Source organism: Allobosea sp. 10N428 (assembly GCF_056394545.1).
In genome coordinates, this window is sequence record NZ_JBFTIC010000001.1 from 752,886 (window position 1) to 776,354 (window position 23,469).

Below are 23,469 nucleotides of genomic sequence, written 5' to 3' on the forward strand. Positions count from 1 at the left end.
CAGGCCGGACGAAGCAAAATCGAAGAGCATCGGGAAACAGCCATGGCTCCAAAGGACTGGACCAAACACGACCTTCCCGCCCAGGCATCGAATGCCGGACGTCGTTGAGCTGTGGCGAACACCGTCCAAAGCCAGGGAACAGTTGCCGAGCCGGCCGAGCGGCGGCTCGGCCAGATCCTGCTTGTCATCACCGCATGCGGCTGGGGCCTGAACTGGTCGGTCCTGAAATTCGTTCTGCTCGACTGGCCGCCGCTGTTTGCGCGCGGCATGGCTGGCCTCCTCGGCGCGGCCGGCCTGGCGGTTTTGGCATGGCGCCGCGGCGAGCCGCTTGGCCTGCCGCGCGAATTCCGCCTCCCGCTCGTTATCGCCGCCGGAATCAACGTGTTCGCCTGGATGGGCTTTACGGCCCTGTCCCTGAATTGGCTGAAGGTTTCCGAAGGCGCCCTCATCGCCTATTCGATGCCGATATGGGCGATGCTGATTGCCTGGCCGCTGCATGGCGAACGCCCGGATCGCCGCAGCCTGCTTGCATTGACGCTCGGCGTTGCCGGCATCGCGATCTTGATGGGCGGCCCGAACCTCGCCGTCCAAAAACTGCCGGGCGTTCTCTTCGGCCTAGCGGCCGCCATTCTGTTCGCTGTCGGCACCGTCATGGCACGCAAGCCCATCGCGATGCCTTTCATGGCGCTGACGGCATGGCAGGTGGCACTCGGCTGCCTGCCGATGATCGCGCTGAGCCTGTTTCTCGAACAGCCTCATCCTCTCGCATTATCCAGTCAGGGCCTGGTCGGCCTGGCCTATATGGCGGCGGGGCCGATGGCATTGTGCTATCTGACGTGGTTTGGGGCGCTGAAACGCCTGCCCACGTCAACGGCGGCAACGGGCATGCTGATCGTCCCGATCGTGGGAACGCTATCGGCCGTACCGCTGCTCGGAGATACCCTGGGCTCGCGGGAAATCCTCGCCATCGGCGTCGCGCTCAGCGGCGTCGCATTGGCGCTCCGCAAGACCCGTCGCTGACATTCGCGGACGCAGGCGTTCGATCGCGATAACCCGCGCGATCGTCAACTGTAGAAGATGTGCCGGCCGATCACGTCCATTTTCTTGAGCTTCTTCGCCCAGCCGGGTTGGACATAGTCGGCGTGGTAATGCATGGCGGCCCCGACCTCCTCGAGATAGATTTTGCCCTCGTAGACTTCGCGGGCGATGCGCATCGCGGCTTTCCATGCCTCGGGCTCGGTGATCCGCAAGGCCTTGCCCTCGCAGGCGAAGGTGAACTGGCAGGCCAGCTTGCGATGTCGGTTCTGGAAGACCACGCCGCAGATCGTCGCCGGATAGACACCGCTCTTGACCCGGTTGAGCACGACCTGGGCGACGGCGGCCCGCCCTTGCTCCACTTCGGAACGCGCTTCGAAATAGACGGCCTGGGCCAGGCAACGCTCTTCGCGCTCCAGGTTCTCGGGCTCGATCAGCCCGACATAAGTCTGCCGCGGTTCAAGCTCCTTCCCGGGCAGGACGATAATGCCCGTCGGCGTTACCCAGGCGATCGTCGTGGCTTCGCTCGTCGGAGTAAGCACGCTCTGCGCCGCGGTCGCGGCAGGGCGCGGGGTCGTTCCATCATTTTTCGCAAGACCCTCGCGCGAAGGCTGCGCGGCTCCGGGCGGAGCCTTCTCGCGTTGCTCGCCGTCGCGCGAGAAGCGCGCGAGACCAGTGTACGGTTTGCCCGCGGGCTCGTGCACGATCGCCAATGCGAGCATCGGGCTGTTCAGCCTGCCGAACAGCCGCAGGTCATCGGCATGGAGACGGCTCTCGGGAAGCTCCGTCGGATGGAAACCCAGTGTGCGGCTATCGACACCGAGGGGGATGCGCGACGGGGCGGGCGACGTCGTTGGCAGGGTCTTGGTAGGCAGCACGACGAGAGCCGCGAGCGCGAGCAGCGCCTGCGGGACGATGCGCTTCATGAAGGATGCTCCGGAGAAATAGGGGCAAGCCGAGCAGGCGCCGCACCGATACCGGCGGCGAGATCAGCGGCTCGCTTGGCTGGAACTTGCTGGAAAGGGGGAAGGGAAACGAGCTAGCGTTTGGCCCGGGAGGGGATCAGGCGCGGTTGGACTGCTACGCTCGTCGCTGGCTTTGGCGGCGCCAGGCGGCAATCGGATCAGGCGCAGGACTGCGGGGGATCGCAGGCCATCTGCCACGGCAGGAGAACGCAGGGGATAGGCTCTGTCGCGCCGGCGGCTCTTGGCATCGCCGCGATATCAGGAGCGATCATCGCGCGCCGAGAGGCACAGGGCGAAAGCCTTCCGAAAGAAGCTCCTACCTGCACGAGCACTCGGCCCGGCTATACCTGAACATAATCCTATTCACCGCACAGATATCTGCGCAAATGTTACTTTCCATCAAGGACCCTTAACTCAACATTAACCAAATTAGGCGTCGCTTGACCTGCGCTATGACGAGAGACTTCGGCATCTTTGTGACGCAATCGATCCGCCGTCGAATGGCGAACCGGAAATGTAACTGTTACAGCCTCGACAGACTGGCACGGCATGCGAAGCTGCGGCTTCAAACGATTGCGCTGGAGGCGACGATGCGGTGGAGCCGGATTGGCGGCGCATTGATGGTCCTGAGCGGACTACCGGCCCAGGCCCAGACGGGGCCGGCGGACGATCTGGCGCGGCGCAACATCGAACGGCGCGCCGTCGAGGCGATGATCTGGGCGATGCCCGCGGTCAACACCGACCTGATGCTCCAGGAGGCCCTCGGCAAGACCAAGGCGAAGCCGAACGACATCGTCTTCTGGTCGCAGCCGGTCAACTGGAAGAACCAGACGCTGACGCCGAATCCGGATTCGATCTACTTCATGTCGTTCTGGAACGTGAAGGACGGCCCCATCGTTATCGAGATCCCGCCTGCGAAGGGCGGATCGATCGCGGGGAACATCGTCACCATCTGGCAGATGCCGCTCGAAGATGCCGGGCCCGAAGGGGCGGACAAGGGCAAGGGCGGCAAGTATCTGATCACGCCGCCGGGCTATAGGGGTAAGGTTCCGGCCGGCTATATCCATCTGCCGTCCGACAGTTATAGTGGCTTTGCGCTGCTGCGCTCGAATTTGCCGAGCCACAGCGCCGCGGATATTGCGAAATCGGTCGCCTACGGCAAGCAAGTCAGGATCTATCCGCTGTCGCGCGCCGCGAACCCGCCGACGACGAATTGCGTCGATGCCTTAGACGTGATGTTCGACTCGACAATCAAATACGACGCCAGCTTCTACCGAAACCTCGACCGCGTCGTGCAGAACGAGCCCTGGCTGCAGCGCGACCGAGTGATGATCGATCAACTGAAGACGCTCGGCATCGAGAAGGGCAAGTCCTTCAATCCCGATGCGAAGACGCAGGAGGCTCTCGGCGCCGGCGCCAAGGAAGCCCATGCGCTGCTTTCGGAGCGCTATGACGCCGGCTTCCCGGTGATCAATCAGGGGATACGCTGGTTCCCCGCTGCGATGCCGGACGTGATCAAGGCGGTCCAGAACGGCTATGCCGATATCGACCTTTATCCGGTCGATGCGCGCGGCGTCACCTATACGCTCGGCTTCACCGGCATCAAGCGCATCGGCACCGCCCAATTCTACCTGATGGCAAACAAGGACAAAGACGGCAACGCGTTCGACGGCGGCGCCACCTACCGGCTGACCGTGCCGCCCAACGCACCGGTGAAGCAATACTGGTCGGCGACAGTCTACGACCGGGAGACGCACGCCCTCGTCAAGAACATGAACCGTGCCAGCCTCGCCTCGATCAGCCCCGGCGTGCAGAAGAACCAGGATGGGTCGGTCGACGTGATTTTCGGCCCGCTGGCTCCGGCCGGGAAGGAAACGAACTGGGTTCCGACCGATCCCAATCGCAAGTTCGAGCTGCTGTTCCGGCTCTACGGACCGGAGAAACCGCTCTTCGACAAGAGCTGGAAGCTGCCGGACGTGGAGCGCGTCGCCAGCCCCTGAGATCGCCTGGCGCCTTCACGGAAGCGCCCGTCATCCCTGCCGCAGCGAAGCCGAGAGCTGGGATCCATGCCTGAACCTCGACCGCAAATGCTCCGGCATGGATCCCGGATCAAGTCCGGGATGACGGCGCGTTTCCGTGCAACGTCGCCAAGCCCCAGGCGTCCTTGTTTTCTGCAACTGCGGCACCACGTCGTCCGGAGCAGTGCTTTTCTGGGTAGTCAGCGATCCCGCGACGCCTCCACGCTCAATGAGACGCGCAGATGTCCGAGCAAACCGAACTGGCTTCCATCAGGAGCACCCCAGCCGTCGCGACTTCATCTTCTTGGCCACGGCAGCGTTCGGCTCGGTCGGGGCAATTGCTGCGGCCTGGCCCATCATCGCTTCGATGAACCCATCCGCCGATGTAGAGGCCGCCGGTGTTCCGGTTTCTATTGATCTTTCCCAGATTCAGCCGGGCCAGCAGATTTCTTTCTTTTGGCAAGGGAAGCCGATCGTGGTGCTGCATCGAACCGCCCAAGCTCTGGCAGAACTGAAGAACTCAAGCCTCATTGCGAGGCTCAGCGATCCCGATTCCTCCGTCTATCAGCAACCGGACTATGCCAGGAACTGGTGTCGCTCGAGCAATCCCGAATTCATGGTTCTCATTGCTATCTGCACCCACCTCGGCTGCATACCCATCGTCAGGCCCGATTTAGGCGATCCCAGCATTGATGCTTCCTGGCCGGGGGGCTATTTCTGCCCTTGCCACGGGTCGAAATACGATTTGGCTGGACGCGTGTTCCGAGGCGTTCCCGCGCCATACAATCTTCCCGTCCCTCCACACCACTACACCAGCGATACGACGCTTGTGGTTGGCGAGAACCCGGTTGGCGAAGACTTCTCGCTTTCTTCGATTGAGCAGCTCTAGCGCTGCCGCTCGCGGGAGAGCCCCTTTTCCGCCAGCGCCGCCTCATAGGCCCTCATCTTCTCGTCGGCCTGCTCGCCAAGCTCGCGCAGATAGTCCCAGGCATAGATGCCGGTCTCGTGCATGTCGTCGAAGCCGAGCCTGACGGCGTAGTTGCCGACCGGCTCGACCCTGAGGATCTCGACCGCAGCCTTGCCGGCGACGATCGTCTTCTGGCTGGGATGGTGGCCCTGGACCTCGGCCGAGGGGCTTTCGACGCGCAGAAGCTCTGCCGGCAGCGCAAAACTCGCCCCGTCATCGAAGGCGACGTGCAGGGTGCGACGGTCTTTCGACAGGCGGATTTCGGTCGGCCAGGATGACATGATCGTGTACGTCCTTCGCAGGCTGCGGCAGTCACGCGCTTGACCTTGGCCGCAGCAGTGCCAATGTCCTGCTATAGCAATGTGCAAACCAGTCCGCATCCTGGTCGGAGCGGCTGGGCGTTCGGAGTTGAGGCAGACGTGCTGCTCGACGACATGAAGCCGCTGACGCCACTGGTCGATCCGTTCGGCCGGAAAATATCCTATCTGCGCATCTCGGTGACGGATCGCTGCGATTTCCGCTGCGTCTACTGCATGGCCGAGAACATGCAGTTCCTCCCCCGGAAGGAGCTGCTGACGCTGGAAGAGCTCGACCGGATCGCGACCGCCTTCGTCAGCCGCGGCACGCGCAAGCTGCGACTCACCGGCGGCGAGCCGCTGGTGCGCCGCGACATCATGAGCCTGTTCCGCTCGCTCTCGCGCCACCTCGCATCCGGTGCGCTGGACGAGCTGACCCTGACGACCAACGGTTCGTTGCTCTCGCGCTATGCCGATGAGCTCGCCGGCTATGGCGTGCGCCGCATCAACGTCTCGCTCGATACGCTCGACGCCGACAAGTTCCGCGAGATCACCCGCCGGGGCGACCTCAAGGTCGTGCTCGCCGGCATCGAGGCGGCGCGCAAGGCCGGCATGCGCGTCAAGATCAACGCGGTGGCGCTGAAGGGCGTCAACGACGACGAGATCGAAGAGCTGATGCTCTGGTCGCACGGCCTCGGCATGGACCTCACGCTGATCGAGGTCATGCCGATGGGCGAGATCGAGGTCGGCCGCATCGACCAGTATCTGCCGCTCTCGGTGGTGCGCGGACGGCTGATGGAGAAGTACTCGCTCGTCGACGACCCCTACCGCACGGGCGGGCCGGCGCGCTATGTCCGCGTCAAGGAGACCGGTGGACTGGTCGGCTTCATCACGCCACTCACCCATAATTTCTGCGAGAGCTGCAACCGCGTGCGGCTGACCTGCACGGGCACGCTCTATATGTGCCTCGGCCAGGAGGACGCTGCCGATCTGCGCGCCGCCGTCCGCTCCTCCCCTGACGACGCCCTGCTCTACCGCGCCATGGACGAGGCCATCGCCCGCAAGCCCAAGGGTCACGATTTCATCATCGACCGGCGCCATGCGCGCCCCGCCGTCGGCCGGCATATGAGCGTCACCGGCGGCTGATCGGCAGGACGGCGATTGCCGCGTCAGCTTGACCGGCTGGGCGAATACCGGCACCGTCAGGCGACGGGTGGAGTTGCTGCGGGTCATGTTCAAGGCGATCGCAGGCCGCGTGAGAGCGGCCGCAAGCGCAATCATTGACGCCATGAGGCAGACCCACGCCGCGCGTCTGGCCGTTATGGCCCTGCGGCTGCGGCGGCTCCTGCCTCTTCTTGCCATCCTCGTCGCGACCACCCTGCTCTTCTGCCTGTTCCTCGGCTGGTCCAGCGGGCGCAATGTCTTCGTTGCACTCGCGCCGGCATCGGCGACCTGGATCGGGGCCGGAATAGTGGGCGCCCTGGCGGGTCTGGTCGTGCTCGAACTCTGTGCGGCCTTCGCGATCACACTCATGACCGCCGCACTGCAGCTCGCCTACGACACCGGGCGGCACCGCGTGCGCGCCCTGCTTGTGATCGCCTGCACGATGGTGCTGGCGGGACTCGGCTGGCGGCTTTCGGCGCTCGATTCCGCAGGCTTGTCCCTCGTCGGCACCCTGCCAATGCTGGCCGGCGCGGGACTTGTCGCGCTGACGATGTGGTTCGAGCGCGCCTATCTGCGCCCGGCCTATCCCGGCTTCCGCGATTTCTGGGTCGATGTCGTCGATGCCCGCCAGTTTCTGACGCGAGCCGCCCATGGCGAATGACAATGGCAGCACGGCCTCGCCCCATGGCATCACCCCGGCGATGACGGCGCACCATCTCGCTGAAGCGGTCAGGGCCGGCCACAACGGCGCAAGCGACGCAGTCGAGAACCTGCCCCCGGCCGACGCGACCATGCTGTCGCAGACCGAGCAGACGCTGATCGCCCGGGTGCGCGAACACCACGCCAAGCTGCGGCAGGAGGCAGCGGCGCGGCTCAACGCCATCCAGGCCGAGATCGTCAGCCGGCGGGAACTCTTCACGCAGCAACGCTTCGAGGGACGGGTGCGCGGTGTCGAGGCGACCATGCGGGCGATGCTCAACAAGCACGGCAGCGAGCTGGAGCAGCGCGTCTACGACGCGCTCCGCGCCAAGCGCGAATACGCGTTCTTCAACTACGAGAACAAGCGCCGCGCCGACCCCAAGCTCGACAAGTGGCAGTTCATCCTGTTCTTCCTCGTCGTGCCGCTGGTGATCGAGAGCCTGCTCAACGGCAATTTCTTTGCCGAAGCCAGCGATTTCGGCCTGGTCGGCGGCGCGGCCACCGCCGTCATCATCTCCGCGCTCAATATCGCGCTCGGCTTTTGCATGGGCATCGGCCCGGCGCGCTACTGCCAGCACGTCAAGAGCTCGCATCTGTTCTGGGCCCTGCCGGCCTATGCCGGGATGATCGCACTCATCGTGCTGTTCAACCTCGCGGTCGGCCATTACCGCGAGATGCTGATCGCCAATCCGGATGCGCGCTCGTTCCAGGTCATGCCGCGCATGATGGAAAACCCCCTCGCGATCTATGACATCAAATCGGTCGCGCTGGTCATCATCGGCTGCCTCGTCGCCTTCGTCGCGGCGACGAAGGGCTATACCGCCTTCGGCACTTATCCTGGCCATGCCGCCGCCTATAAGCGCTGGCGCCAGCGCTGGAGCGCGGTCGAGGAAGAGCGGCGCCGGCTCGATGGCGAGTTGCTGCCGGAGCTGGAGGCGATCCGTACCCAGATCGACGGCTTCCGCGCCGATTGCCGCGACGAACTCGGCAAGCTGCAGGGCACGAAGGCGGCAGTCGAGAAGGCGCGGGACCTCTATCTCTCCCGCCTCGGCCAGTTGCGCGCGGCCAAGGACGCGGCGATGATGCAATATCGCGAAGCAAATCTTCGGGTCCGCACCGATCTGCCGCCAGCCTATTTCTCGCAATCGCTCAACCTCGCCGAGATCGACCAGCCCGGCGAGCTGCCGGAAATTGTCGCGGCGCGCCGGCAGATAGAGGATTTCGAGCAGCAGCTCACCAGCATGCCGGGGCTTATCGAGGCGAAGCTCAAGGACAGGCTGATGCTGCTGCGCGGCGTCGATCTCGCCGGCGAGATCGAGCAGGTGAAGCTGCGCGCGGCACAGGCGGGGCGCGAAGCCTTCGAGCGCGACGAGGCGGCCCAGAAGCAGGCGGCGGAGGATTTCGCCGCAATGCCACGCTAAAGGTCGGGGCATGAAGACCGAGAACCTGGCCATCGTCGCCTCCCTGCTCGCGGGCGTCGCGCTCGTTGGCTTCTTCGCGGCCCCTTCCCTGCTGCGCGGCCCGCCGCGCGACCAGGAGACGCTGTGCCCGAAGACCGGCCCGGTCGGCCATACGCTGATCCTCGTCGACAAGACCGATCCGTGGAGCGAGGTGCAGGCCGGACGGCTGAAGAAGCTGGTCAAGCAGATCGGCGACGAGCTGCCGGCCGAGCGCATGCTCTCGATCTACGTCTTCAACGACGTCTTCGAGCCCGGCTTCCCGGCCCTGATCTCGCTGTGCAACCCCGGCAAGACCGCAAGCGAGCTGATCGGCAATCCGCGCCGCGAATATGTGAAATGGGTCGAGAAATTCGGCCGCCCGCTCGACGATGCGTTGACCGTGCTGACACAGCCGGCGAAGGGCAACCAGTCTCCGATCGTCGAGGCCATCGGCGACGTGGTGTCGCGCCGCGAGAACCGCGTGCCGAATGGCGACCGCTCGCTCGTCCTCGTCTCGGACATGCTGCAGAACTCCGGGCAGTTCACCGTCTTCGGCAATGCCGCCGGCGCGCGCGACCCGGAGCGGCTGCGGCGCTTGCTCGATAAAGTCTGGCAGGATTCGGGTGCGAAGACGTGGACGCTCAGCATCCATCAGGTTCAGGGCGTCTACGACCCGAACCGGCTGGAGCAGACCGCCACGCTCTGGAAGCAGGCCTTTCAGAAGCTCAACATCGCGGTGACCTGGGACAGGCTGTAGCCTCGACCAAGCCGCCTGCCCTGCTTGGGCCGGCGCGTGGCGGGTTTCAGAGCCTGTAGGCCATCCGCACGCCGCCCCAATGGCGCCCGCGCACGCGCAGCGGCGCGTTGATCTCGCTCAGCGCCTCGCTGCTGCCATTCCCGAAGTCATGATGGCAGAGCTGGACCATGAACGGACGCACAGAGCGGCTCGCGCTGATGCCGGAACGGCTCTCGAGAATGCGACGGTTGCGGGCATGAATCGCGTTCCAGGCCGGATCATGGCTGCGCGGCATCAGGGACGTCTCGGTGTGATGCACCGGCACATAGCCGTTGCGATCGCTCGGCACGGCAAAGACCAGACGCGGATCGCTCGCCAGCGCCCTCTCCAGGAGTGGCGGCAAGAGCGCTTCCAGCGCAGGCAGGCTCGGGCTCAGATATTGGAGCGGGTCACTCTCGGGAACCGGCGTGTAATCCGCCTCGAACAGGTCTTCTTCCGCCACAAGCCCCTTCTCGATCGCGGCTTCCATCACCGCGGCCACTTCGCGGGCAAAGTCCTGGGCGCGCTCGATGAGCGGCCGATAGGAACGCTCGATGTCCTCGATCATCTGCGCCAGCGCACCGCTGCCGGCGACTGCGTCCGGATCGAAAGCGAGGTGCAATCCCTGCTCGCTTTGCCCTGCCATCCGGCAAGGAAGCGGCGGCAGACCGTCAATGGTAAGCGTGCCCACGCCGCCGCCGAACCGGGCAGACTGCGCGTCGGCGAGAAGCGCGCCGCCGCGGCCGACATCGACGATGCGGGTCGACAGATCGATACCGCCGAGCATCAGCCGGGCACGGCGCGCGGTCGGAAAGCGATCGAAGCGCCGCCTGTCGGCAAAGGCAGAGTGCCGCAGGACCGGCTTGAAGCGCCGGAGCATGCGGCCGACCAGCCGGCTGCCCTTTTCGGAGGCGCGGCGCACCCGCTCACTCTCGGCGACCGTGGCATGCGCGATGCGATCGATTTCATCGGCGCGGCGTGCCACGCCCTCGACGAAAAGCGCCGCCTCGCGGGCATTGCGCGACAATTCCGCCGTCGAGGCCGCCTGCTCCTGTGAGGCCTCGCTGATCGTGCTCATGAGCGGATTGACGTCCCGCACGATCTGGAGCGCTTCGTTGACGATGCCGGTCGAGCTCTGCGCTGCGTGGGTGAGCCGATCGACCCTGCTGCGGATGTGCTCGACGGCCTCGCTCACCGCGATGGAGAGCGTCTTCACCTCATGCGCGACGACACCGAACCCGCGCCCGGCCTCGCCGGCACGGGCCGCCTCGATGGCCGCATTGAGCGCCAGCAGATTGGTCTGGCGGGCGATCTCCGCAATGGAATCGACGATGCCGCGGATCTCACCGGTCGCCTCGGCGAGCCCATCAAGCATCAAGGTGGCCTGGCCAGCGCGCGCGACGGCAGCGTCGAGCCGGTCCCGAACGCTGGCCATGGCGCTGTCGACCTGCTCGGCCGACTGCGAAACCTGCTGCGACGCCGCCGCAAGGACCGAAGCGTTCTCGCTCGCGGCGCCAACGGCCATACGCATGCTGCCGGCGCTCTCCAGAATGGTGCGCGAGCCGCTTTCGGAATCGGCCGACAGCTTCTCGACCTCGCCCAATTCCTTCGTGAGCCGATCCATCGCGAACAGGATATCGCGCTCGATATCATCAACCGCATCGCGGACGGAGAGATCGCTGGGGGCGATCTGTGGAGCCGGCGCCTCTGCCGTCTCGGCCGTCATCGGCTCCGGTGAAGCCTCGCTGCCAGCTGCAGTTCGGGCGCTCAGCCAGCGTCGTATCCTGCCCTGCATCCCCAGCCCAGTCTCACCTAAGGTCAGCCCTGAATCGGTTATGGGTGGCGAGGGTTAACAAAAAGCTTCCTCGACGGCTGCACGGCGCCTGTGCCGCAGAAGCATTGGACCGTCCTCCCAGGCGCCTGTATGGCTTGGCCTTCCGCATCTCACGGGCAAGAGCCATGAGCCAGCACAGCTATGACGTCATCGTCGCGGGGGTCGGCGCCATGGGGTCGGCGGCTTGCTGGCACCTGGCCCAGCGCGGTCTCAAGGTGCTGGGGCTCGAGCGGTTCGACCTCGGCCACGCCATGGGCTCCTCCCACGGCCTGACTCGGATCATCCGGCTCGCCTATTTCGAGGGCTCGCACTACGTCCCGATCGTGCGCAGGGCGCATGAGCTCTGGGCCGAGACCGGCAAGCAGGCAGGGCTCAAGCTGCTGCATGTCACCGGCTCGCTCGATCTCGCGCCGAAGGGCGGCGGACCTGTCGAATCCTCGTTGCAATCCTGCCTCGACCACGGGCTGACGCATGAGGTTCTGGAGGGGGCCGAGGTGATGCGGCGCTTTCCCGGCTTCCAGCTGCCGGCAGGGCATATCGGCCTGTGGCAGCCCGATGGGGGCTTCGTCGCCTCCGAGAAGGCGATCTATGCCCATGTCGGCCTGGCGCAATCGCGCGGCGCCGACATCCGCATCAACGAACCGCTGCTGGACTGGACGCCGACCGCGCAAGGCGGCGTCATCGTGCGCACCGAGCGCGGAACCTATTCCGCCGGTCGCCTCGTCATCACCTCGGGCGGCTGGATCGCGGATGCGGTGCCGGCGCTATCGCAGCGGGTCAACACCGTGAAGCAGGCGATCGGCTGGTTCACCACGCGCCGCCCCGAGCTGTTCCGCGAAGGCGCCTTCCCCGTGTTCATTCTCAGCGTCGAGGAAGGCAATTTCTACGGCTTCCCGCTCTATGAGCACCCCGGCTTCAAGCTCGGCGGGCCGCATTTCGGGCGCGAGCCGATGGATCCGCGCGAGCCGGACAGGACTCCGAGCGAGAACCAGGTCAGCCTCATTCGAGAGTGCCTCGCGCGCTACCTTCCCGATGCGGCGGGCGAGCCTTTGACGGTCAAGGGCTGCGTCTACACGGTCTCACCGGACGAGGATTTCATCATCGACACGGTGCCGGGCGTGCCGCAGGCCGTCTTCGCTTCGGCCTGCTCCGGCCATGGCTTCAAATTCGCCAGCGCGATCGGGGAAATCCTCGCCGATCTGTCGACCACCGGCCATTCACCCTTCGACCTCTCTCCTTTCTCGCTTTCCCGCTTCGCGGCCTGAGCCTTTCCGGCAGGATATCCCTTTGGCCAGCGCAGCCGAAAATCGCCGCGGCATCATCTTCATGCTCGCGGCCATGTCGCTCTTCGTCCTCAACGACACGCTGATGAAGCTGGCGCGCCAGACCTACCCGGCCGGTCAAGCCATCGCGCTGAGGACGGCTTTCGCGATCGTCGTCGGCTTCGGGCTTGTCTTCCTCGCCCGCGAGAGCGACCGCCTCGCCATGGCCTTCAGGCCGCGCGTGCTGCTGCGCGGGGGCCTTGAGGCCCTCAGCGCGCTGACTTTCGGCTGGTCGCTCGGGCTGCTGCCGCTGGCCAACATCACCGCGATCAACATGGCCTCGCCCCTGCTCATCGTCGCGCTTGCGGTGGTTCTGGGGATGGAACGCGTCGGCTGGCGGCGGACGACGGCGCTGACCGTCGGCTTCATCGGCGTGCTGTTCGTGGTGAAGCCGGGCGCGGCCTCCTTCAATTCCGCAGCGCTTGTCGCCCTGTTCAGCACCTTCCTCGTCGCCTGCCGCGATCTCGCGACCCGCACCATCGGCGATGACGTGCCCTCGACAGTCGTTTCGCTCACCACGACGGTCCTCGTCGGCGTCGCCGCGCTCGGCTACGGCCTGACCGAACAATGGCTGCCGGTCTGGCGGCTCGAGACCGTCTATGTCGCCCTGGCCGCCGTTCTGGTCACAGTCGGCACCTTCTTCATCATCAGCGCGTTCCGCCGCACCGATGTCGGCGTGATCTCGCAGTACCGCTACGCCGTCATCGTCTTCGCGACACTGCTCGGCTATCTCGTCTGGGGCGACGTGCCCGATCTCTTCGCCTTCCTCGGCATCGGGCTGATCGTCGGCAGCGGGCTCTACGCGATGCACCGGCAGCGCGTGCGACCGGATTCCCGGCTGAAGCTCGACCGCCGCCCCGATCCTTCGAAAGAGGCCGCCTGACGGTGGACGGGCCGCGAGGGCCCGTCTCAGGTTTCCGGTGTCAGCGCCGCTTTACGGCTCCAGGCGAGCGATCAGGCTGGAGGTGTCCCAGCGATTGCCGCCCATCTTCTGCACCTCGGCGTAGAACTGATCGACCAGCGCGGTGACCGGCAGCTGTGCGCCATTGCGGCGGGCCTCGTCGAGGACGATGCCGAGGTCCTTGCGCATCCAGTCCACGGCGAAGCCGAAATCGAACTTGTTCTGGTTCATCGTCTTGCCGCGGTTCTCCATCTGCCAGGAGCCGGCGGCGCCCTTGGAAATCACCTCCAGCATGGTCTCGACGTCGAGCCCGGCGCGCTTGGCGAAATGCACGCCCTCGGACAGGCCCTGGACCAGGCCGGCGATGCAGATCTGGTTGACCATCTTGGTGAGCTGGCCGGAGCCGGCCGGGCCCATCAGGCGGCACATCCGGGCAAAGCTCGCGATGACCGGTTCGACGCGGGCGTAGGTCTCAGGCTCGCCGCCGCACATCACGGTCAGAACGCCGTTCTCGGCGCCAGCCTGCCCGCCCGAGACGGGCGCGTCGACGAAGCCGAAGCCGCCCTGCTTCGATGCCTCGTAGAGCTCGCGCGCGACATTGGCCGACGCGGTGGTGTGATCGACGAAGACCGCGCCCTTCTCCATGCCCGCGAAGGCACCATTCTCGCCTGTCGTCACCGAGCGCAAATCGTCATCGTTGCCGACGCAGGCGAAGACGATCTCCTGGCCCTTGGCGGCATCGGCCGGTGTCGCTGCGGACAAGCCGCCATGCTGGGCGACCCAGGCCTGCGCCTTCGTCGGGTTGCGGTTGTAGACGGTGACCTCATGGCCCTTGGCCTTGAGATGGCCCGCCATGGGATATCCCATCACGCCGAGACCGATGAACGCGACTTTGGCCATAAGCAGCTCCCGCTCCTTTTTGAAGACTGAAACGCTTTAGCGCGCCGTTGCCGGTCCGGGAAGGCGGATGCGCGCCAACGGCCCATGCGGCATTTTCCGTTGCAGCCGGGAGACTGGCGGCTTAGCTGCGGTCCATGACCATATCGAACGACGACGAATTGCAGGCCCTCAAGGAGATCGGCGGCATCGTGGCTCGCGCGCTTGCAGCCATGGGCAAGGCGCTGGAGCCCGGCATGACCACTGCGGAACTCGACGCGATCGGGCGCGATTTCCTCGAGCGGCACGGCGCAAGCCCGGCCCCCGAACTGGCCTACGGCTTCCCTGGCGCGACCTGTATCAGCGTCAACGAGGAGATCGCCCACGGCATTCCCGGCGAGCGGCGCATCCTCGCGGGCGATCTCGTCAATATCGACGTCTCGGCGGAGAAGGACGGCTTCTTCGGTGATACCGGAGCCTCGTTCGCCGTGCCGCCGGTCAAGCCGAAGGTCGAGCGGCTGTGCCGCGACGGCCGGCGCGCGCTATGGGCCGGCATCGGGCAGGTCGGCGCCGGCAAGCCGCTCGCAGGCATCGGCCAGGCCGTGGGGCGCTTCGCGGACAACAACGGCTATACGCTCGTGCGCAACCTGGCGAGCCACGGCGTCGGCCGCTCGCTCCACGAGGAGCCGACGGAGATTGCGACCTGGCCGGACCGGGGCGAGCGCCGGACCATGACGAACGGGCTCGTCTTCACCGTCGAGCCGTTTCTCTCGCTGGGCGCGGACTGGGCAGAACAAGGGGATGGCGATCGCTGGACGCTCTACAGCGATCCCCGCGCGCCCACAGTCCAGTACGAGCACACCGTGGTCGCGACACCGCGCGGCGCCGTCGTCCTGACCCTGCCGGGCTGAAGCCCGCGCCGGGCTACGGCCGGCTCAGCGTAGCGAGAGATGCCGGCTGAGCCTCAATTCGACTCTGTCCCAGACGCGCCGGATGATCTCGACCAGCACGAGATAGATCAGCGCCGCATAAAGATAGATCGACAGGTCGAAGGAGCGGGCGAAGGCCAGCCGCGTCGCGCCCATCAGGTCGAAGAGCGTGACCAGCGAGGCGATGGCGCTCGCCTTGATCATCACGATCAGCTCGTTGCCGAGCGGGCGCAGCGCCAGGATCATCGCCTGCGGCATGATCACGAGACGCAGTGTCGCCCAGCGATGCAGCCCGAGCGAGAGCGCCCCCTCGAACTGCCCGCGCGGGATGGATTGGATCGCGCCGCGCAGGATCTCGGCTTGATAGGCCGCCGTGTTGATCGTGAAGGTGAGGAGCGCGCAATAGAACGGATCGCGGAAGAACCACCACAGCCCGACATCCTGCCAGAACAGCCGGAACTGACYGAGGCCGTAATAGACGAGGAAAAGCTGGCAGAGTAGCGGCGTCCCCCGAAAGAAGGTGGTGTAGCCGCTCACCAGCTTGCCGACCCAGGGCGCCCCGTAAAGCCTCGCGACCGCAAGGCCGAAAGCCATGACGAAGCCGAGCAGCACCGAGAAGAAGACCAGCTCGACCGTGATCCAGAGGCCGGACGCCATCCGGCAGCCGTAGTTCTGCAGGACTTCGCTACCGACGAACCAGCCGGGATATTCGCACCAGTTCATCGCGTCGCGCCCCCGAAGGCCGCAAAGCCGCGGTTGGCGCGCCTTTCCAGCCCGTCGATCGTCCGGGCGGAGATAAGCGAGAAGAAGAGGTAGATCATCATCGCCGCGCCGAAGAACAGGAAGGGTTCCTTGGTCACGACATTGGCGCGGGTCGTGATGAACATGATGTCCGGCAGGGTGATGACCGAGACCAGCGAAGTCTCCTTGAGCAGCACCATCCAGTTGTTGCCGAGGCCGGGCAGCGCCACACGGACGAGCTGCGGCAGCACGACAAGCCGGAAGGCCTGGCCCTTGCTCAAGCCGAGCGCCGCGGCAGCCTCGCGCTGGCCCTTCTGGATCGAGTTCAGCGCGCCGACCCAGACCTCGCTGGAGAAAGCCGAGAGCACGACGCCGAGCGCGACCATGCCCGCAACAAAGGGGGGCATGCTGAAGGAACCGGGCAGGCCGAGGCTCTGCCAGAGCTGCTGAAGCAGGATCTGGATGCCGAAATAGATGATGTAGAGCGTGAGCAGCTCGGGCACGCCGCGAAAGACGGTGGTGTAGAGCGTGGAGATCCAGCGCAGCAGCGCGTTGTCGGAGCGCTTGCCGAGCGCGACGATCAGCCCCAGCGCAAGGCCGAAAGGCAGCGTCGCCAGCGCGATCGAGATCGTGACGGCGGCGCCCTGCAGCAGGGCCCAGCCCCAGCCTTCGGGGCCGAAGCCGAGCAGCGCGAATTTATCGAGCATGAAGATGCCGGGGCAGGAGAAGCTTATGCCCGCCGGCCCAGCCGGGCCGGCGGGAACGGTTCAGCACAGCCGGCTCAGTCGTATTTGAACCACTTGTCCTCGAGCTTCTTGTGCGAGCCGTCGGCCATGGTCTCGGCGATGGCCTTGCTGATCTTCTCCTTGAGCTCCGGGTCCGACTTGCGCACGGCGCCGCCGACGCCGGGGCCATGGATGGCGTCGTCGCGCTTCACCTCGGCGATCTTGCGGCAGCAATCCTTGCCCTTGCCCCGAAGGAAGTCGGACAGCGCGAGCGCGTCGGCGACGATGTAGTCGAGACGGCCGTTGAGCAGGTCGAGATTCGCTTCTTCCTGCGTCGGGTAGAGGCGAATGTCGGAGTCCTTGTAGAACTTCTCGAGATAGTTGGCGTGAATGGTCGAGCCCTGGGTGCCGACCGACTTGCCCTTGAGCGCGGCCGGCGAGATGTCGTCCGACTTGGTGCTCTTCGGCCCGATCGCCCAGATCGGCGTCTTGCTGTAGACCGCGGTGAAGTCGACCCGCTTCTTGCGCTCGTCGGTGGCGTTCATGCCGGCGAAGATGACGTCATACTTGTTGGCGAGCAGCGCCGGGATGATGCCATCCCAATCCTGCACCACCCAGGTGCATTTCACCTTCATCTTCTCGCAGAGCAGGTTGCCGTAATCGATCTCGAAGCCCTCGAGCTCCTTCTTGGCGTTCAGATTGTTGTAGGGCGGATAGGCGCCTTCGGTGCCGATCCGAATCTCCTTCCACTCCTTGGCCTGGGCGAGAGCGCCTGTCGCACCAGCCAGCGTCAGCGCCGCAGCAGCGACGAAACGAACGAAACCCTTCATGAAACCTCCCGCAGTTTCGAGGCCGCCGGATTTACCCTTGTCCCCGGTCCGACCCCGCTGCGACAGATTGGGCGCAGTTTCGCCTTACCCGCAAGAGGGTGTCCCGCAGCTTTTGACGGCCGGCACCGCCCAAAGGGCTGGCAACGAGGTCAATACTGCCAAAGGAGAAGACTGGCGTTGTGCGGGAGGCCCGACCGGGCCGCGCGTTTCAGCGACGAGCGTCGATGACCGCCACGATCCAGATCGCAAGGCCGCCCAGCGCAAGCGCCGCACCGACCCAGCCGGTCGAGGTCCAGCCATAGCCAGCAGCGATCGCCATGCCGCCGAGCCACGGGCCGAGCGCATTGGCGGTGTTGAAGGCGCTGTGGTTGAGCGCGGCGGCCAGCGTCTGCGCGTCCTCGGCGACATCCATCAGGCGCGTCTGCAGCATGGCACCGAGACCGCCGCCGCTGCCGATCATGAAGACGACCAGCGACACCGCCCAGATGTTGCCGGCAGCAAAGGGGAAAGCCGCGAGCCAGAAAGCGCTCCAGAGCAAGAGGCCGGCAGTTGCCGGAACCAGCGCCCGGTCTGCCGCCCAGCCGGCGAAGAGCGTGCCGAGTGTCAGTCCAAGCCCGAAGACGGCGAGCACGACCGGCACAAGCGCGGGCGAAGCACCGGTCACCGCCATCAGGGTCGAGGCGAGATAGGCGTAGACCGCGAAGAGTCCGCCGAAACCGATCGCGCCGGTGGCGAGCGTGAGCCAGACCTGCCGACGCTTCAGCGCGCCGAGCTCCCGCAAGGGACTCGCGCCGGGCTGGACCTTGTCGCGCGGCGCGTAGAGCGCGATCAGCAGGACCGTCAGCAGCGCCAGCCCCGCGACGATGGCGAAGCCAGAGCGCCAGCCCAGGACCTGCCCCATCCAGCTCGCGGCGGGAACGCCGAGAATCGTCGCGATCGTCAGGCCGAGCATGACTCGCGCGACCGACTGCGCCCGCCGGTTCGGCGGCGAGAGCGAAGCGGCGACCAGCGCCGCGACGCCGAAATAGGCGCCGTGCGGCAGGCCGCTCAAGAAGCGGAAGGCCAGCATCCAGTGATAGTTCGGCGCCAAAGCGCTCAGGCCGTTGCCGATCGCGAAGACCGTCATCAGGCCGATCAGCAGCGTGCGGCGCGGCACCCGCGCCGCCAGCACCGCAATCAGCGGCGCGCCGACCACGACGCCGAGCGCATAGATGCTGATGACATGCCCCGCGGTGGGTTCGTCGATGCCGAGGCCGGCCGAGAAATAGGGCAACAGGCTCATCGCCGCGAATTCGGTCGTGCCGATCGCGAAACCGCCCATGGCGAGCGCGAACAGTACCAGCCCGACCGGCGTCGAGCGAATGGCGGACGTGCCTGTGTTCAGGCTGCGATCATGCGCGGCAAGGCTCATAAGTGGCTTTCGAAGGGATGGGCGCGCGATGCTGCGCCGCAACATGGAATAGCCATTCCGACACGCCATAGCAGCAGCGAAAACGACGCAGCCCCATGCACTGAGGGCATGGAAATCCGACCGATACGCTTCGGACGCGCGAAGGCTATAAGGCGGGTTCAGACACAGGTGAGAGCAACGTGATTCCCTGGACGGTCCTCGACAGCGCCCCCCTGCCCGATGGCAGCGGAGATCTGCGCCTGAAACAGCGGGGCAGCGAGTTCTCGATCATGCTGGGCAGCAACGAGCTGATGAACAGCCGCCTCAGCGGCTCGGAGGAGGCGCTGGCGAAGCTGGTCTGCGAGCGGCTGGGCCAGCGCCCTGGAATCAGAATGCTGATCGGCGGACTCGGCATGGGATTCACATTGCGCGCCGCCCTCTCCCATCTGCCGCCGGATGCAGAGGTCGAGGTGGCCGAACTGATCCCCGCCGTCGTCGACTGGGCGCGCGGGCCGATGGCGGCGGTCTTCGCCGGCTGCCTGGACGATCCGCGCACACAACTGACCGTCGCCGACGTGGCCGGCGTCATCACCGACGCCAGGGGCCGCTACGACGCGATCCTGCTCGATGTCGACAATGGGCCGAAAGGGCTGACAGTCGCCGGCAATGACCGGCTCTATGCGGCAGGAGGGTTGCACGCCGCCAAGGAGGCGCTGCGGCCGGGCGGCATCCTCGCGGTCTGGTCGTCGGGCCCGGACCACGGCTTCACCCGGCGCCTGCGCAGTGCAGGCTTCGTCACCGAGGAGATCACGGCACGCGCCCGCCGCACGGGCGGCGGGGCGCGGCATGTGATCTGGCTGGCGGCGCGGCGCTAGCGATACCGAAGAACGGCCGGGATACCGGCCGATCTCCTCAGTTGAGCCGGCAGAGCCCGTCGCAGGGGGCCGCCGAAACGGTCTGGATGAATTCGCCAACCGCCTTCTGCGCATCCGGCTTCAGGACGGGCTGAGCCGCCTGCAAAGACGCGATCAGCGCCTGCCGATCCGGGGGCGCGATGCCAGCGGCGATATCGGCCGCGTTCTCGGCAAGGCTGCGTGCGATCAAGAGCTGATTCTGAGGCTTCAACGCCGGATTGCGCAGCGCCAGCGCCGCTCCGGTGACGATCTGCTGCAGGCCTAGGCGCATTTGCCGGATGCCGTGAAAGCGAGCATCGGTCTTCTCGTCGGCCTGCAGATGCGCGCCGAAATTGTTGATCGCCTGCAGCGACGCTGCGACAGCCTTCAGCAGGAAGACATGGGTCCGCGTCAACTCGTCCTGGTACTCGGCGACGTTCTTGGCCGTGTCCGGCGGCTTCCGATCGGCCGAGAACAGGGTATAGGCCTGCAGGATCCTCGTCTGCTTCTGGACGATGTTCAGCAACGCCGGGATATCGGCGCCCGTGTAGGGCTTCTTGCCGAGGATGGCCTGCTCGTCCCAGACGTCAGCCAGCACCTTGCCTTCGACGGGATCGGCCAGGCGCGGCAGGCTCGGCTGGCTCTCCGACGCCTTCATCATCGTCTCGACCGACGCGGCGGCGGCGTCCATATAGGCCGATCCGTTCTGCGGCACCTCGGCGCGCGCTGCGAACCCCAGGAGACAGGCCCCGCCCAGGGCGGCGAGCCGTGCGATCGAACCGAACCTCGTCATGGTCTTCCTTTTCCTGCGGCGCGAGCCTCAGCCAGAAGGCAGAGCTCGGTGAAGAGAACCTGCGCCGCGCATTGCGCCGTGTTGCTGGTCGCATCGTATTGCGGCGCGACCTCGACGACATCAGCCGCCACGATGTCGCGCCCCTTGAGCGCGCGCAAAATCGCCAGTGCCTCGCGCGGCGTCAAGCCGCCAACTTCGGGCGTGCCGGTGCCGGGCGCAAAACCGGGGTCGAGCGAATCGACATCGAAGGAGACATAGGTCGGCCCGTCGCCGATCACGGCCAACGCCTTGGCGATCACCGCATCAAGACCGAGGTCGTCGACTTCATTGGCATGGATCACGGTCATGCCGGACTCGTAGGAGAACTCCCACAGATACTCGGCGCCGCCGCGGATGCCGATCTGGATGACGCGCTCGGGGTCGAGCACGCCATCCAGCACCGCCTGGCGAAACGGGCCGCCATGATGGAACTTCGAGCCCTCATAGGGGCCGGACGTGTCGCAATGAGCGTCGATATGCACCATGCCGACCGGGCGCTTCGCTCCCACGGCCTTGAGGATCGAATAGGTGATGGAGTGATCGCCGCCCACCGCCAGCGGCGAGACGCCGGCCTCGACGATCGTCCGGAAGGTCGCCTCTATATCCTCATGGCAGCTTTCGAGCGAATAGCGCGAACGGAACGGCACGTCACCGACATCGGCGGCCTTGATCATGGTGAAGGGCGCCGTGCCGAGCGCATGATCCATGGGGCCCATTCGCTCGATGGCACGGACAGCGCGCGGGCCGAGGCGGGCGCCTGCCCGGTTGGTCACGCCCAGATCCATCGGCACGCCGATGATCGCAACATCGAGGCCGCCGATATCGGGCTTGGCGAGGGCATCCGGGCGATAGGGCGCACCGACGAAGGTCGCGACATCGGCGAAGGGCCATTTGCGCCTGTCGCCGGTGAACTGGCCTGCCGCGACCTTGGCAAAGCGCGGATCGTGAATGTCGCCGCCGCTGGCGCCGGCGTAGCGCTGCCTGAGCCGGTTAAGCCTGTCCTGATCCATGCCTGCCTCCTCGCGGACTTGCCTCAGCCCGGAATGCGCTCGAGCATCAGCACCGTGTGGTCCTGATATTCGACCTGTCCGAAGCCCTTGTAGCCGAGCTTTTGCGCGACGCGTAGGGAAGCAACGTTCTCGGGCGCGATGATGCAGACGCTGCGCCGCGCGCCATGGGTCGCCGCAAACCAGCCGTGAGCGGCAGCCGCCGCTTCGCTTGCATAGCCCTTGCCGTGAGCCTCCGCGGCCAAAATCCAACCAGCCTCGGGAGCACTGTCGAACTGCGGGGACAGCCCACGGCAACCGTCGAACAGGCCGATCTCGCCGACGAAGGCGCCGCTGCGCTTCTCGACCGCCATGAACATGCCATATCCGCGCAGAGTCCAATGGCCGGCGATGCGGGTCAACCGATGCCAGGCCTCCTCCCGGCTGAGCGCCCGGCCGCCGAGGTAGCGAACGACATCCGGGTTGCTGCGCATCGCGTGGATCGCATCGAGATCATCGATCTCAGGGCGGCGCAGCCGCAGGTTTTCAGTCTCGATCATGGCCGCTTTAAGCATCGCCGCGGGAGCGAGCCAAGAGATGCATCGGAACTAGCCGAAAGTCGCAAGAATCATCGATGAAATCCCTCGCGCTTCGAAAATCCATTCGCTACAACGCGTTTCGGAACGTCGGGCGACAGAACCCCTTTCGAAACGCCCGCACCCCCTGAATGTCCGAGGAGAATCGCTAGATGAAGCGTCGTCAGTTTATTCAGACCGCGGCTGCCGGCGCCGCGGCCAGCGCTGTGGCCATGCCTGCGGTTGCGCAGTCCAATCCCGAGGTGAAGTGGCGCCTGGCCTCGAGCTTCCCGAAGTCGCTCGATACGATCTATGCCGGTGCCGAGATCATGGCCAAGATGGTCTCCGAGCTGACCGACGGAAAGTTCCAGATCCAGGTCTTCGCCGCCGGCGAAATCGTCCCGGCCCTGCAGGCTCTCGACGCCGTCACGAACAACACCGTCGAGATGTGCCACACCGTCTCGTATTACTATGTCGGCAAGGACCCGACCTTCGCGATCCCCGCCTCGGTGCCGTTCGGCCTCAACGCCCGCATGCAGAACGCCTGGCTGTTCCAGCATGGCGGCAACGAGATGTTCAACGAATTCTACAAGAAGTTCAACGCCTACGGCCTTCCCTGCGGCAATACCGGCGCGCAGATGGGCGGCTGGTTCCGCAAGGAAATCAAGTCCACCGCCGATCTCCAGGGCCTGAAGATGCGCATCGGCGGTATCGCCGGCTCGGTGCTGCAGAAGCTCGGCGTCGTGCCGCAGCAGCTCGGCGGCGGCGACATCTACCCGGCGCTCGAGAAGGGCACCATCGACGGCGCCGAGTGGGTCGGGCCCTATGACGACGAGAAGCTCGGCTTCGCCAAGGTCGCGCCGTACTACTACTATCCGGGCTTCTGGGAGGGTGGACCGACCGTCCACGCCTTCGTGAACCTCGAGAAGTGGAACTCGCTGCCGAAGACCTATCAGGCCGCGCTCACCGCCGCCTGCACCTATGCGAACACCCAGATGGCGGCGCGCTATGACGTCGTGAACCCGCCGGCGCTGAAGCGCCTGGTTGCGGCCGGCACGCAGCTGCGCCCCTTCCCGCAGGACGTGCTGGAAGCGAGCCTCAAGGCCTCGAACGAGCTCTATTCCGAAATTTCGGCGAAGAACCCGGACTTCAAGAAGGCGATCGAGACCATGGCCGCGTTCCGTTCCGACCAGTATCTCTGGTGGCAGGTGGCGGAGCTGAGCTTCGACGTCTTCCAGGTGCGCACGCGCGCACGCTGAACGGCGGACGCCAAATCG

23 protein-coding genes are annotated in these 23,469 nt (G+C 65.7%); 12 read left to right on the top strand and 11 right to left on the bottom strand.

Annotated elements, in window-relative coordinates; genetic code table 11:
• Positions 1-111 precede the first annotated feature (111 nt).
• A complete protein-coding gene (locus tag AC1DDA_RS03470) occupies positions 112-1,020 on the top strand; it encodes a DMT family transporter (RefSeq protein ID WP_476794645.1) in 909 nt (302 codons plus the stop codon).
• 44 nt (positions 1,021-1,064) lie between these two features.
• Here the strand turns inward: AC1DDA_RS03470 and AC1DDA_RS03475 are convergent, their stop codons facing one another.
• The gene (locus tag AC1DDA_RS03475; RefSeq protein ID WP_476794646.1) at positions 1,065-1,961 is read right to left on the bottom strand and encodes a cell wall hydrolase; all 897 of its coding nucleotides are present in this window, start codon (positions 1,959-1,961) and stop codon (positions 1,065-1,067) included.
• A 629-nt stretch (positions 1,962-2,590) separates the two neighbouring features.
• On the opposite strand from AC1DDA_RS03475, the gene AC1DDA_RS03480 reads away from it, so the two are divergent.
• Both AC1DDA_RS03480 and petA read left to right on the top strand, forming a co-directional pair.
• Positions 2,591-4,000 carry a DUF1254 domain-containing protein gene (locus AC1DDA_RS03480; RefSeq protein ID WP_476794647.1) on the top strand — a complete coding sequence of 470 codons (1,410 nt, stop codon included), beginning with the start codon at positions 2,591-2,593 and terminating at the stop codon, positions 3,998-4,000.
• A 247-nt stretch (positions 4,001-4,247) separates the two neighbouring features.
• A complete protein-coding gene (gene petA, locus AC1DDA_RS03485) occupies positions 4,248-4,907 on the top strand; it encodes a ubiquinol-cytochrome c reductase iron-sulfur subunit (protein ID WP_476794648.1) in 660 nt (219 codons plus the stop codon).
• On the opposite strand, the gene AC1DDA_RS03490 is transcribed toward petA, so the two are convergent.
• Positions 4,904-5,266 (bottom strand): gamma-butyrobetaine hydroxylase family protein, encoded by a 363-nt coding sequence (locus AC1DDA_RS03490; protein ID WP_476794649.1) that lies wholly within the window; start codon positions 5,264-5,266, stop codon positions 4,904-4,906. The two genes, petA and AC1DDA_RS03490, sit on opposite strands and share 4 nt — an antisense overlap.
• A gap of 153 nt (positions 5,267-5,419) precedes the next feature.
• On the opposite strand from AC1DDA_RS03490, the gene moaA reads away from it, so the two are divergent.
• The 4 genes from moaA to AC1DDA_RS03510 all read left to right on the top strand — a co-directional run bounded on the left by moaA (position 5,420) and on the right by AC1DDA_RS03510 (position 9,340).
• Complete coding sequence (gene moaA, locus AC1DDA_RS03495) at positions 5,420-6,427, top strand: GTP 3',8-cyclase MoaA (protein WP_476795119.1); 1,008 nt, start codon at positions 5,420-5,422, stop codon at positions 6,425-6,427.
• 142 nt (positions 6,428-6,569) lie between these two features.
• Entirely contained in the window at positions 6,570-7,106 is a 537-nt protein-coding gene (locus AC1DDA_RS03500) for a hypothetical protein (protein WP_476794650.1), read from the top strand.
• Complete coding sequence (locus tag AC1DDA_RS03505) at positions 7,096-8,565, top strand: hypothetical protein (protein WP_476794651.1); 1,470 nt, start codon at positions 7,096-7,098, stop codon at positions 8,563-8,565. Before AC1DDA_RS03500 ends, AC1DDA_RS03505 begins: the two co-directional genes overlap by 11 nt.
• Before the next feature lie 10 nt (positions 8,566-8,575).
• A complete protein-coding gene (locus AC1DDA_RS03510) occupies positions 8,576-9,340 on the top strand; it encodes a hypothetical protein (protein ID WP_441512338.1) in 765 nt (254 codons plus the stop codon).
• Positions 9,341-9,386: 46 nt separating this feature from the next.
• Here the strand turns inward: AC1DDA_RS03510 and AC1DDA_RS03515 are convergent, their stop codons facing one another.
• Positions 9,387-11,084: a methyl-accepting chemotaxis protein gene (locus AC1DDA_RS03515; RefSeq protein WP_476794652.1), complete on the bottom strand. Its 1,698-nt coding sequence runs from the start codon at positions 11,082-11,084 to the stop codon at positions 9,387-9,389.
• A 233-nt stretch (positions 11,085-11,317) separates the two neighbouring features.
• On the opposite strand from AC1DDA_RS03515, the gene solA reads away from it, so the two are divergent.
• Positions 11,318-12,457 (top strand): N-methyl-L-tryptophan oxidase, encoded by a 1,140-nt coding sequence (gene solA / locus AC1DDA_RS03520; protein WP_476794653.1) that lies wholly within the window; start codon positions 11,318-11,320, stop codon positions 12,455-12,457.
• A gap of 22 nt (positions 12,458-12,479) precedes the next feature.
• Positions 12,480-13,397, top strand: coding sequence for a DMT family transporter (locus AC1DDA_RS03525; protein WP_476794654.1), 918 nt, complete (start codon positions 12,480-12,482; stop codon positions 13,395-13,397).
• 51 nt (positions 13,398-13,448) lie between these two features.
• On the opposite strand, the gene AC1DDA_RS03530 is transcribed toward AC1DDA_RS03525, so the two are convergent.
• Positions 13,449-14,315, bottom strand: coding sequence for an NAD(P)-dependent oxidoreductase (locus tag AC1DDA_RS03530; RefSeq protein WP_476794655.1), 867 nt, complete (start codon positions 14,313-14,315; stop codon positions 13,449-13,451).
• A 134-nt stretch (positions 14,316-14,449) separates the two neighbouring features.
• Between AC1DDA_RS03530 and map the strand changes: the two genes are divergently transcribed.
• A complete protein-coding gene (gene map / locus AC1DDA_RS03535) occupies positions 14,450-15,202 on the top strand; it encodes a type I methionyl aminopeptidase (RefSeq protein ID WP_476794656.1) in 753 nt (250 codons plus the stop codon).
• Positions 15,203-15,226: 24 nt separating this feature from the next.
• On the opposite strand, the gene AC1DDA_RS03540 is transcribed toward map, so the two are convergent.
• The 4 genes from AC1DDA_RS03540 to AC1DDA_RS03555 form a co-directional block, all read right to left on the bottom strand.
• On the bottom strand, positions 15,227-15,943 hold the full coding sequence (locus AC1DDA_RS03540) for an ABC transporter permease (protein WP_476794657.1): 717 nt from the start codon (positions 15,941-15,943) through the stop codon (positions 15,227-15,229).
• Positions 15,940-16,668, bottom strand: coding sequence for an ABC transporter permease (locus AC1DDA_RS03545; protein WP_441512331.1), 729 nt, complete (start codon positions 16,666-16,668; stop codon positions 15,940-15,942). The genes AC1DDA_RS03540 and AC1DDA_RS03545 overlap by 4 nt, the downstream gene beginning before the upstream one ends.
• 74 nt (positions 16,669-16,742) lie before the next feature.
• On the bottom strand, positions 16,743-17,516 hold the full coding sequence (locus AC1DDA_RS03550) for a transporter substrate-binding domain-containing protein (RefSeq protein ID WP_441512330.1): 774 nt from the start codon (positions 17,514-17,516) through the stop codon (positions 16,743-16,745).
• Positions 17,517-17,724: 208 nt separating this feature from the next.
• The gene (locus tag AC1DDA_RS03555; RefSeq protein WP_476794658.1) at positions 17,725-18,927 is read right to left on the bottom strand and encodes an MFS transporter; all 1,203 of its coding nucleotides are present in this window, start codon (positions 18,925-18,927) and stop codon (positions 17,725-17,727) included.
• 179 nt (positions 18,928-19,106) lie between these two features.
• Here AC1DDA_RS03555 and AC1DDA_RS03560 point away from each other — a divergent pair, with 179 nt between their 5' ends.
• Positions 19,107-19,781: a spermidine synthase gene (locus AC1DDA_RS03560; RefSeq protein WP_476794659.1), complete on the top strand. Its 675-nt coding sequence runs from the start codon at positions 19,107-19,109 to the stop codon at positions 19,779-19,781.
• Between the two features lie 37 nt (positions 19,782-19,818).
• Here the strand turns inward: AC1DDA_RS03560 and AC1DDA_RS03565 are convergent, their stop codons facing one another.
• Genes AC1DDA_RS03565 through AC1DDA_RS03575 form a run of 3 tightly spaced genes read right to left on the bottom strand, consistent with a single transcriptional unit; the run spans position 19,819 to position 22,177 of the window.
• A complete protein-coding gene (locus tag AC1DDA_RS03565; protein WP_476794660.1) occupies positions 19,819-20,592 on the bottom strand; it encodes a hypothetical protein in 774 nt (257 codons plus the stop codon).
• Positions 20,589-21,641: an agmatinase gene (speB, locus tag AC1DDA_RS03570; RefSeq protein WP_441512326.1), complete on the bottom strand. Its 1,053-nt coding sequence runs from the start codon at positions 21,639-21,641 to the stop codon at positions 20,589-20,591. The genes AC1DDA_RS03565 and speB overlap by 4 nt, the downstream gene beginning before the upstream one ends.
• A gap of 23 nt (positions 21,642-21,664) precedes the next feature.
• The gene (locus tag AC1DDA_RS03575; RefSeq protein ID WP_476794661.1) at positions 21,665-22,177 is read right to left on the bottom strand and encodes a GNAT family N-acetyltransferase; all 513 of its coding nucleotides are present in this window, start codon (positions 22,175-22,177) and stop codon (positions 21,665-21,667) included.
• 188 nt (positions 22,178-22,365) lie between these two features.
• Between AC1DDA_RS03575 and AC1DDA_RS03580 the strand changes: the two genes are divergently transcribed.
• Complete coding sequence (locus AC1DDA_RS03580) at positions 22,366-23,451, top strand: TRAP transporter substrate-binding protein (RefSeq protein WP_476794662.1); 1,086 nt, start codon at positions 22,366-22,368, stop codon at positions 23,449-23,451.
• Positions 23,452-23,469 lie beyond the last annotated feature (18 nt).

Coding starts and splice junctions, on each gene's coding strand:
- AC1DDA_RS03475 (WP_476794646.1), bottom strand. CDS start 1,961: ATGAAGCGCATCGTCCCGCAGGCGCTGCTCGCGCTCGCGGCTCTCGTC.
- AC1DDA_RS03480 (WP_476794647.1), top strand. CDS start 2,591: ATGCGGTGGAGCCGGATTGGCGGCGCATTGATGGTCCTGAGCGGACTA.
- petA (WP_476794648.1), top strand. CDS start 4,248: ATGAGACGCGCAGATGTCCGAGCAAACCGAACTGGCTTCCATCAGGAG.
- AC1DDA_RS03490 (WP_476794649.1), bottom strand. CDS start 5,266: ATGTCATCCTGGCCGACCGAAATCCGCCTGTCGAAAGACCGTCGCACC.
- moaA (WP_476795119.1), top strand. CDS start 5,420: ATGAAGCCGCTGACGCCACTGGTCGATCCGTTCGGCCGGAAAATATCC.
- AC1DDA_RS03500 (WP_476794650.1), top strand. CDS start 6,570: ATGAGGCAGACCCACGCCGCGCGTCTGGCCGTTATGGCCCTGCGGCTG.
- AC1DDA_RS03505 (WP_476794651.1), top strand. CDS start 7,096: ATGGCGAATGACAATGGCAGCACGGCCTCGCCCCATGGCATCACCCCG.
- AC1DDA_RS03510 (WP_441512338.1), top strand. CDS start 8,576: ATGAAGACCGAGAACCTGGCCATCGTCGCCTCCCTGCTCGCGGGCGTC.
- AC1DDA_RS03515 (WP_476794652.1), bottom strand. CDS start 11,084: ATGACGGCCGAGACGGCAGAGGCGCCGGCTCCACAGATCGCCCCCAGC.
- solA (WP_476794653.1), top strand. CDS start 11,318: ATGAGCCAGCACAGCTATGACGTCATCGTCGCGGGGGTCGGCGCCATG.
- AC1DDA_RS03530 (WP_476794655.1), bottom strand. CDS start 14,315: ATGGCCAAAGTCGCGTTCATCGGTCTCGGCGTGATGGGATATCCCATG.
- map (WP_476794656.1), top strand. CDS start 14,450: ATGACCATATCGAACGACGACGAATTGCAGGCCCTCAAGGAGATCGGC.
- AC1DDA_RS03545 (WP_441512331.1), bottom strand. CDS start 16,668: ATGCTCGATAAATTCGCGCTGCTCGGCTTCGGCCCCGAAGGCTGGGGC.
- AC1DDA_RS03550 (WP_441512330.1), bottom strand. CDS start 17,516: ATGAAGGGTTTCGTTCGTTTCGTCGCTGCTGCGGCGCTGACGCTGGCT.
- AC1DDA_RS03555 (WP_476794658.1), bottom strand. CDS start 18,927: ATGAGCCTTGCCGCGCATGATCGCAGCCTGAACACAGGCACGTCCGCC.
- AC1DDA_RS03565 (WP_476794660.1), bottom strand. CDS start 20,592: ATGACGAGGTTCGGTTCGATCGCACGGCTCGCCGCCCTGGGCGGGGCC.
- speB (WP_441512326.1), bottom strand. CDS start 21,641: ATGGATCAGGACAGGCTTAACCGGCTCAGGCAGCGCTACGCCGGCGCC.
- AC1DDA_RS03575 (WP_476794661.1), bottom strand. CDS start 22,177: ATGATCGAGACTGAAAACCTGCGGCTGCGCCGCCCTGAGATCGATGAT.
- AC1DDA_RS03580 (WP_476794662.1), top strand. CDS start 22,366: ATGAAGCGTCGTCAGTTTATTCAGACCGCGGCTGCCGGCGCCGCGGCC.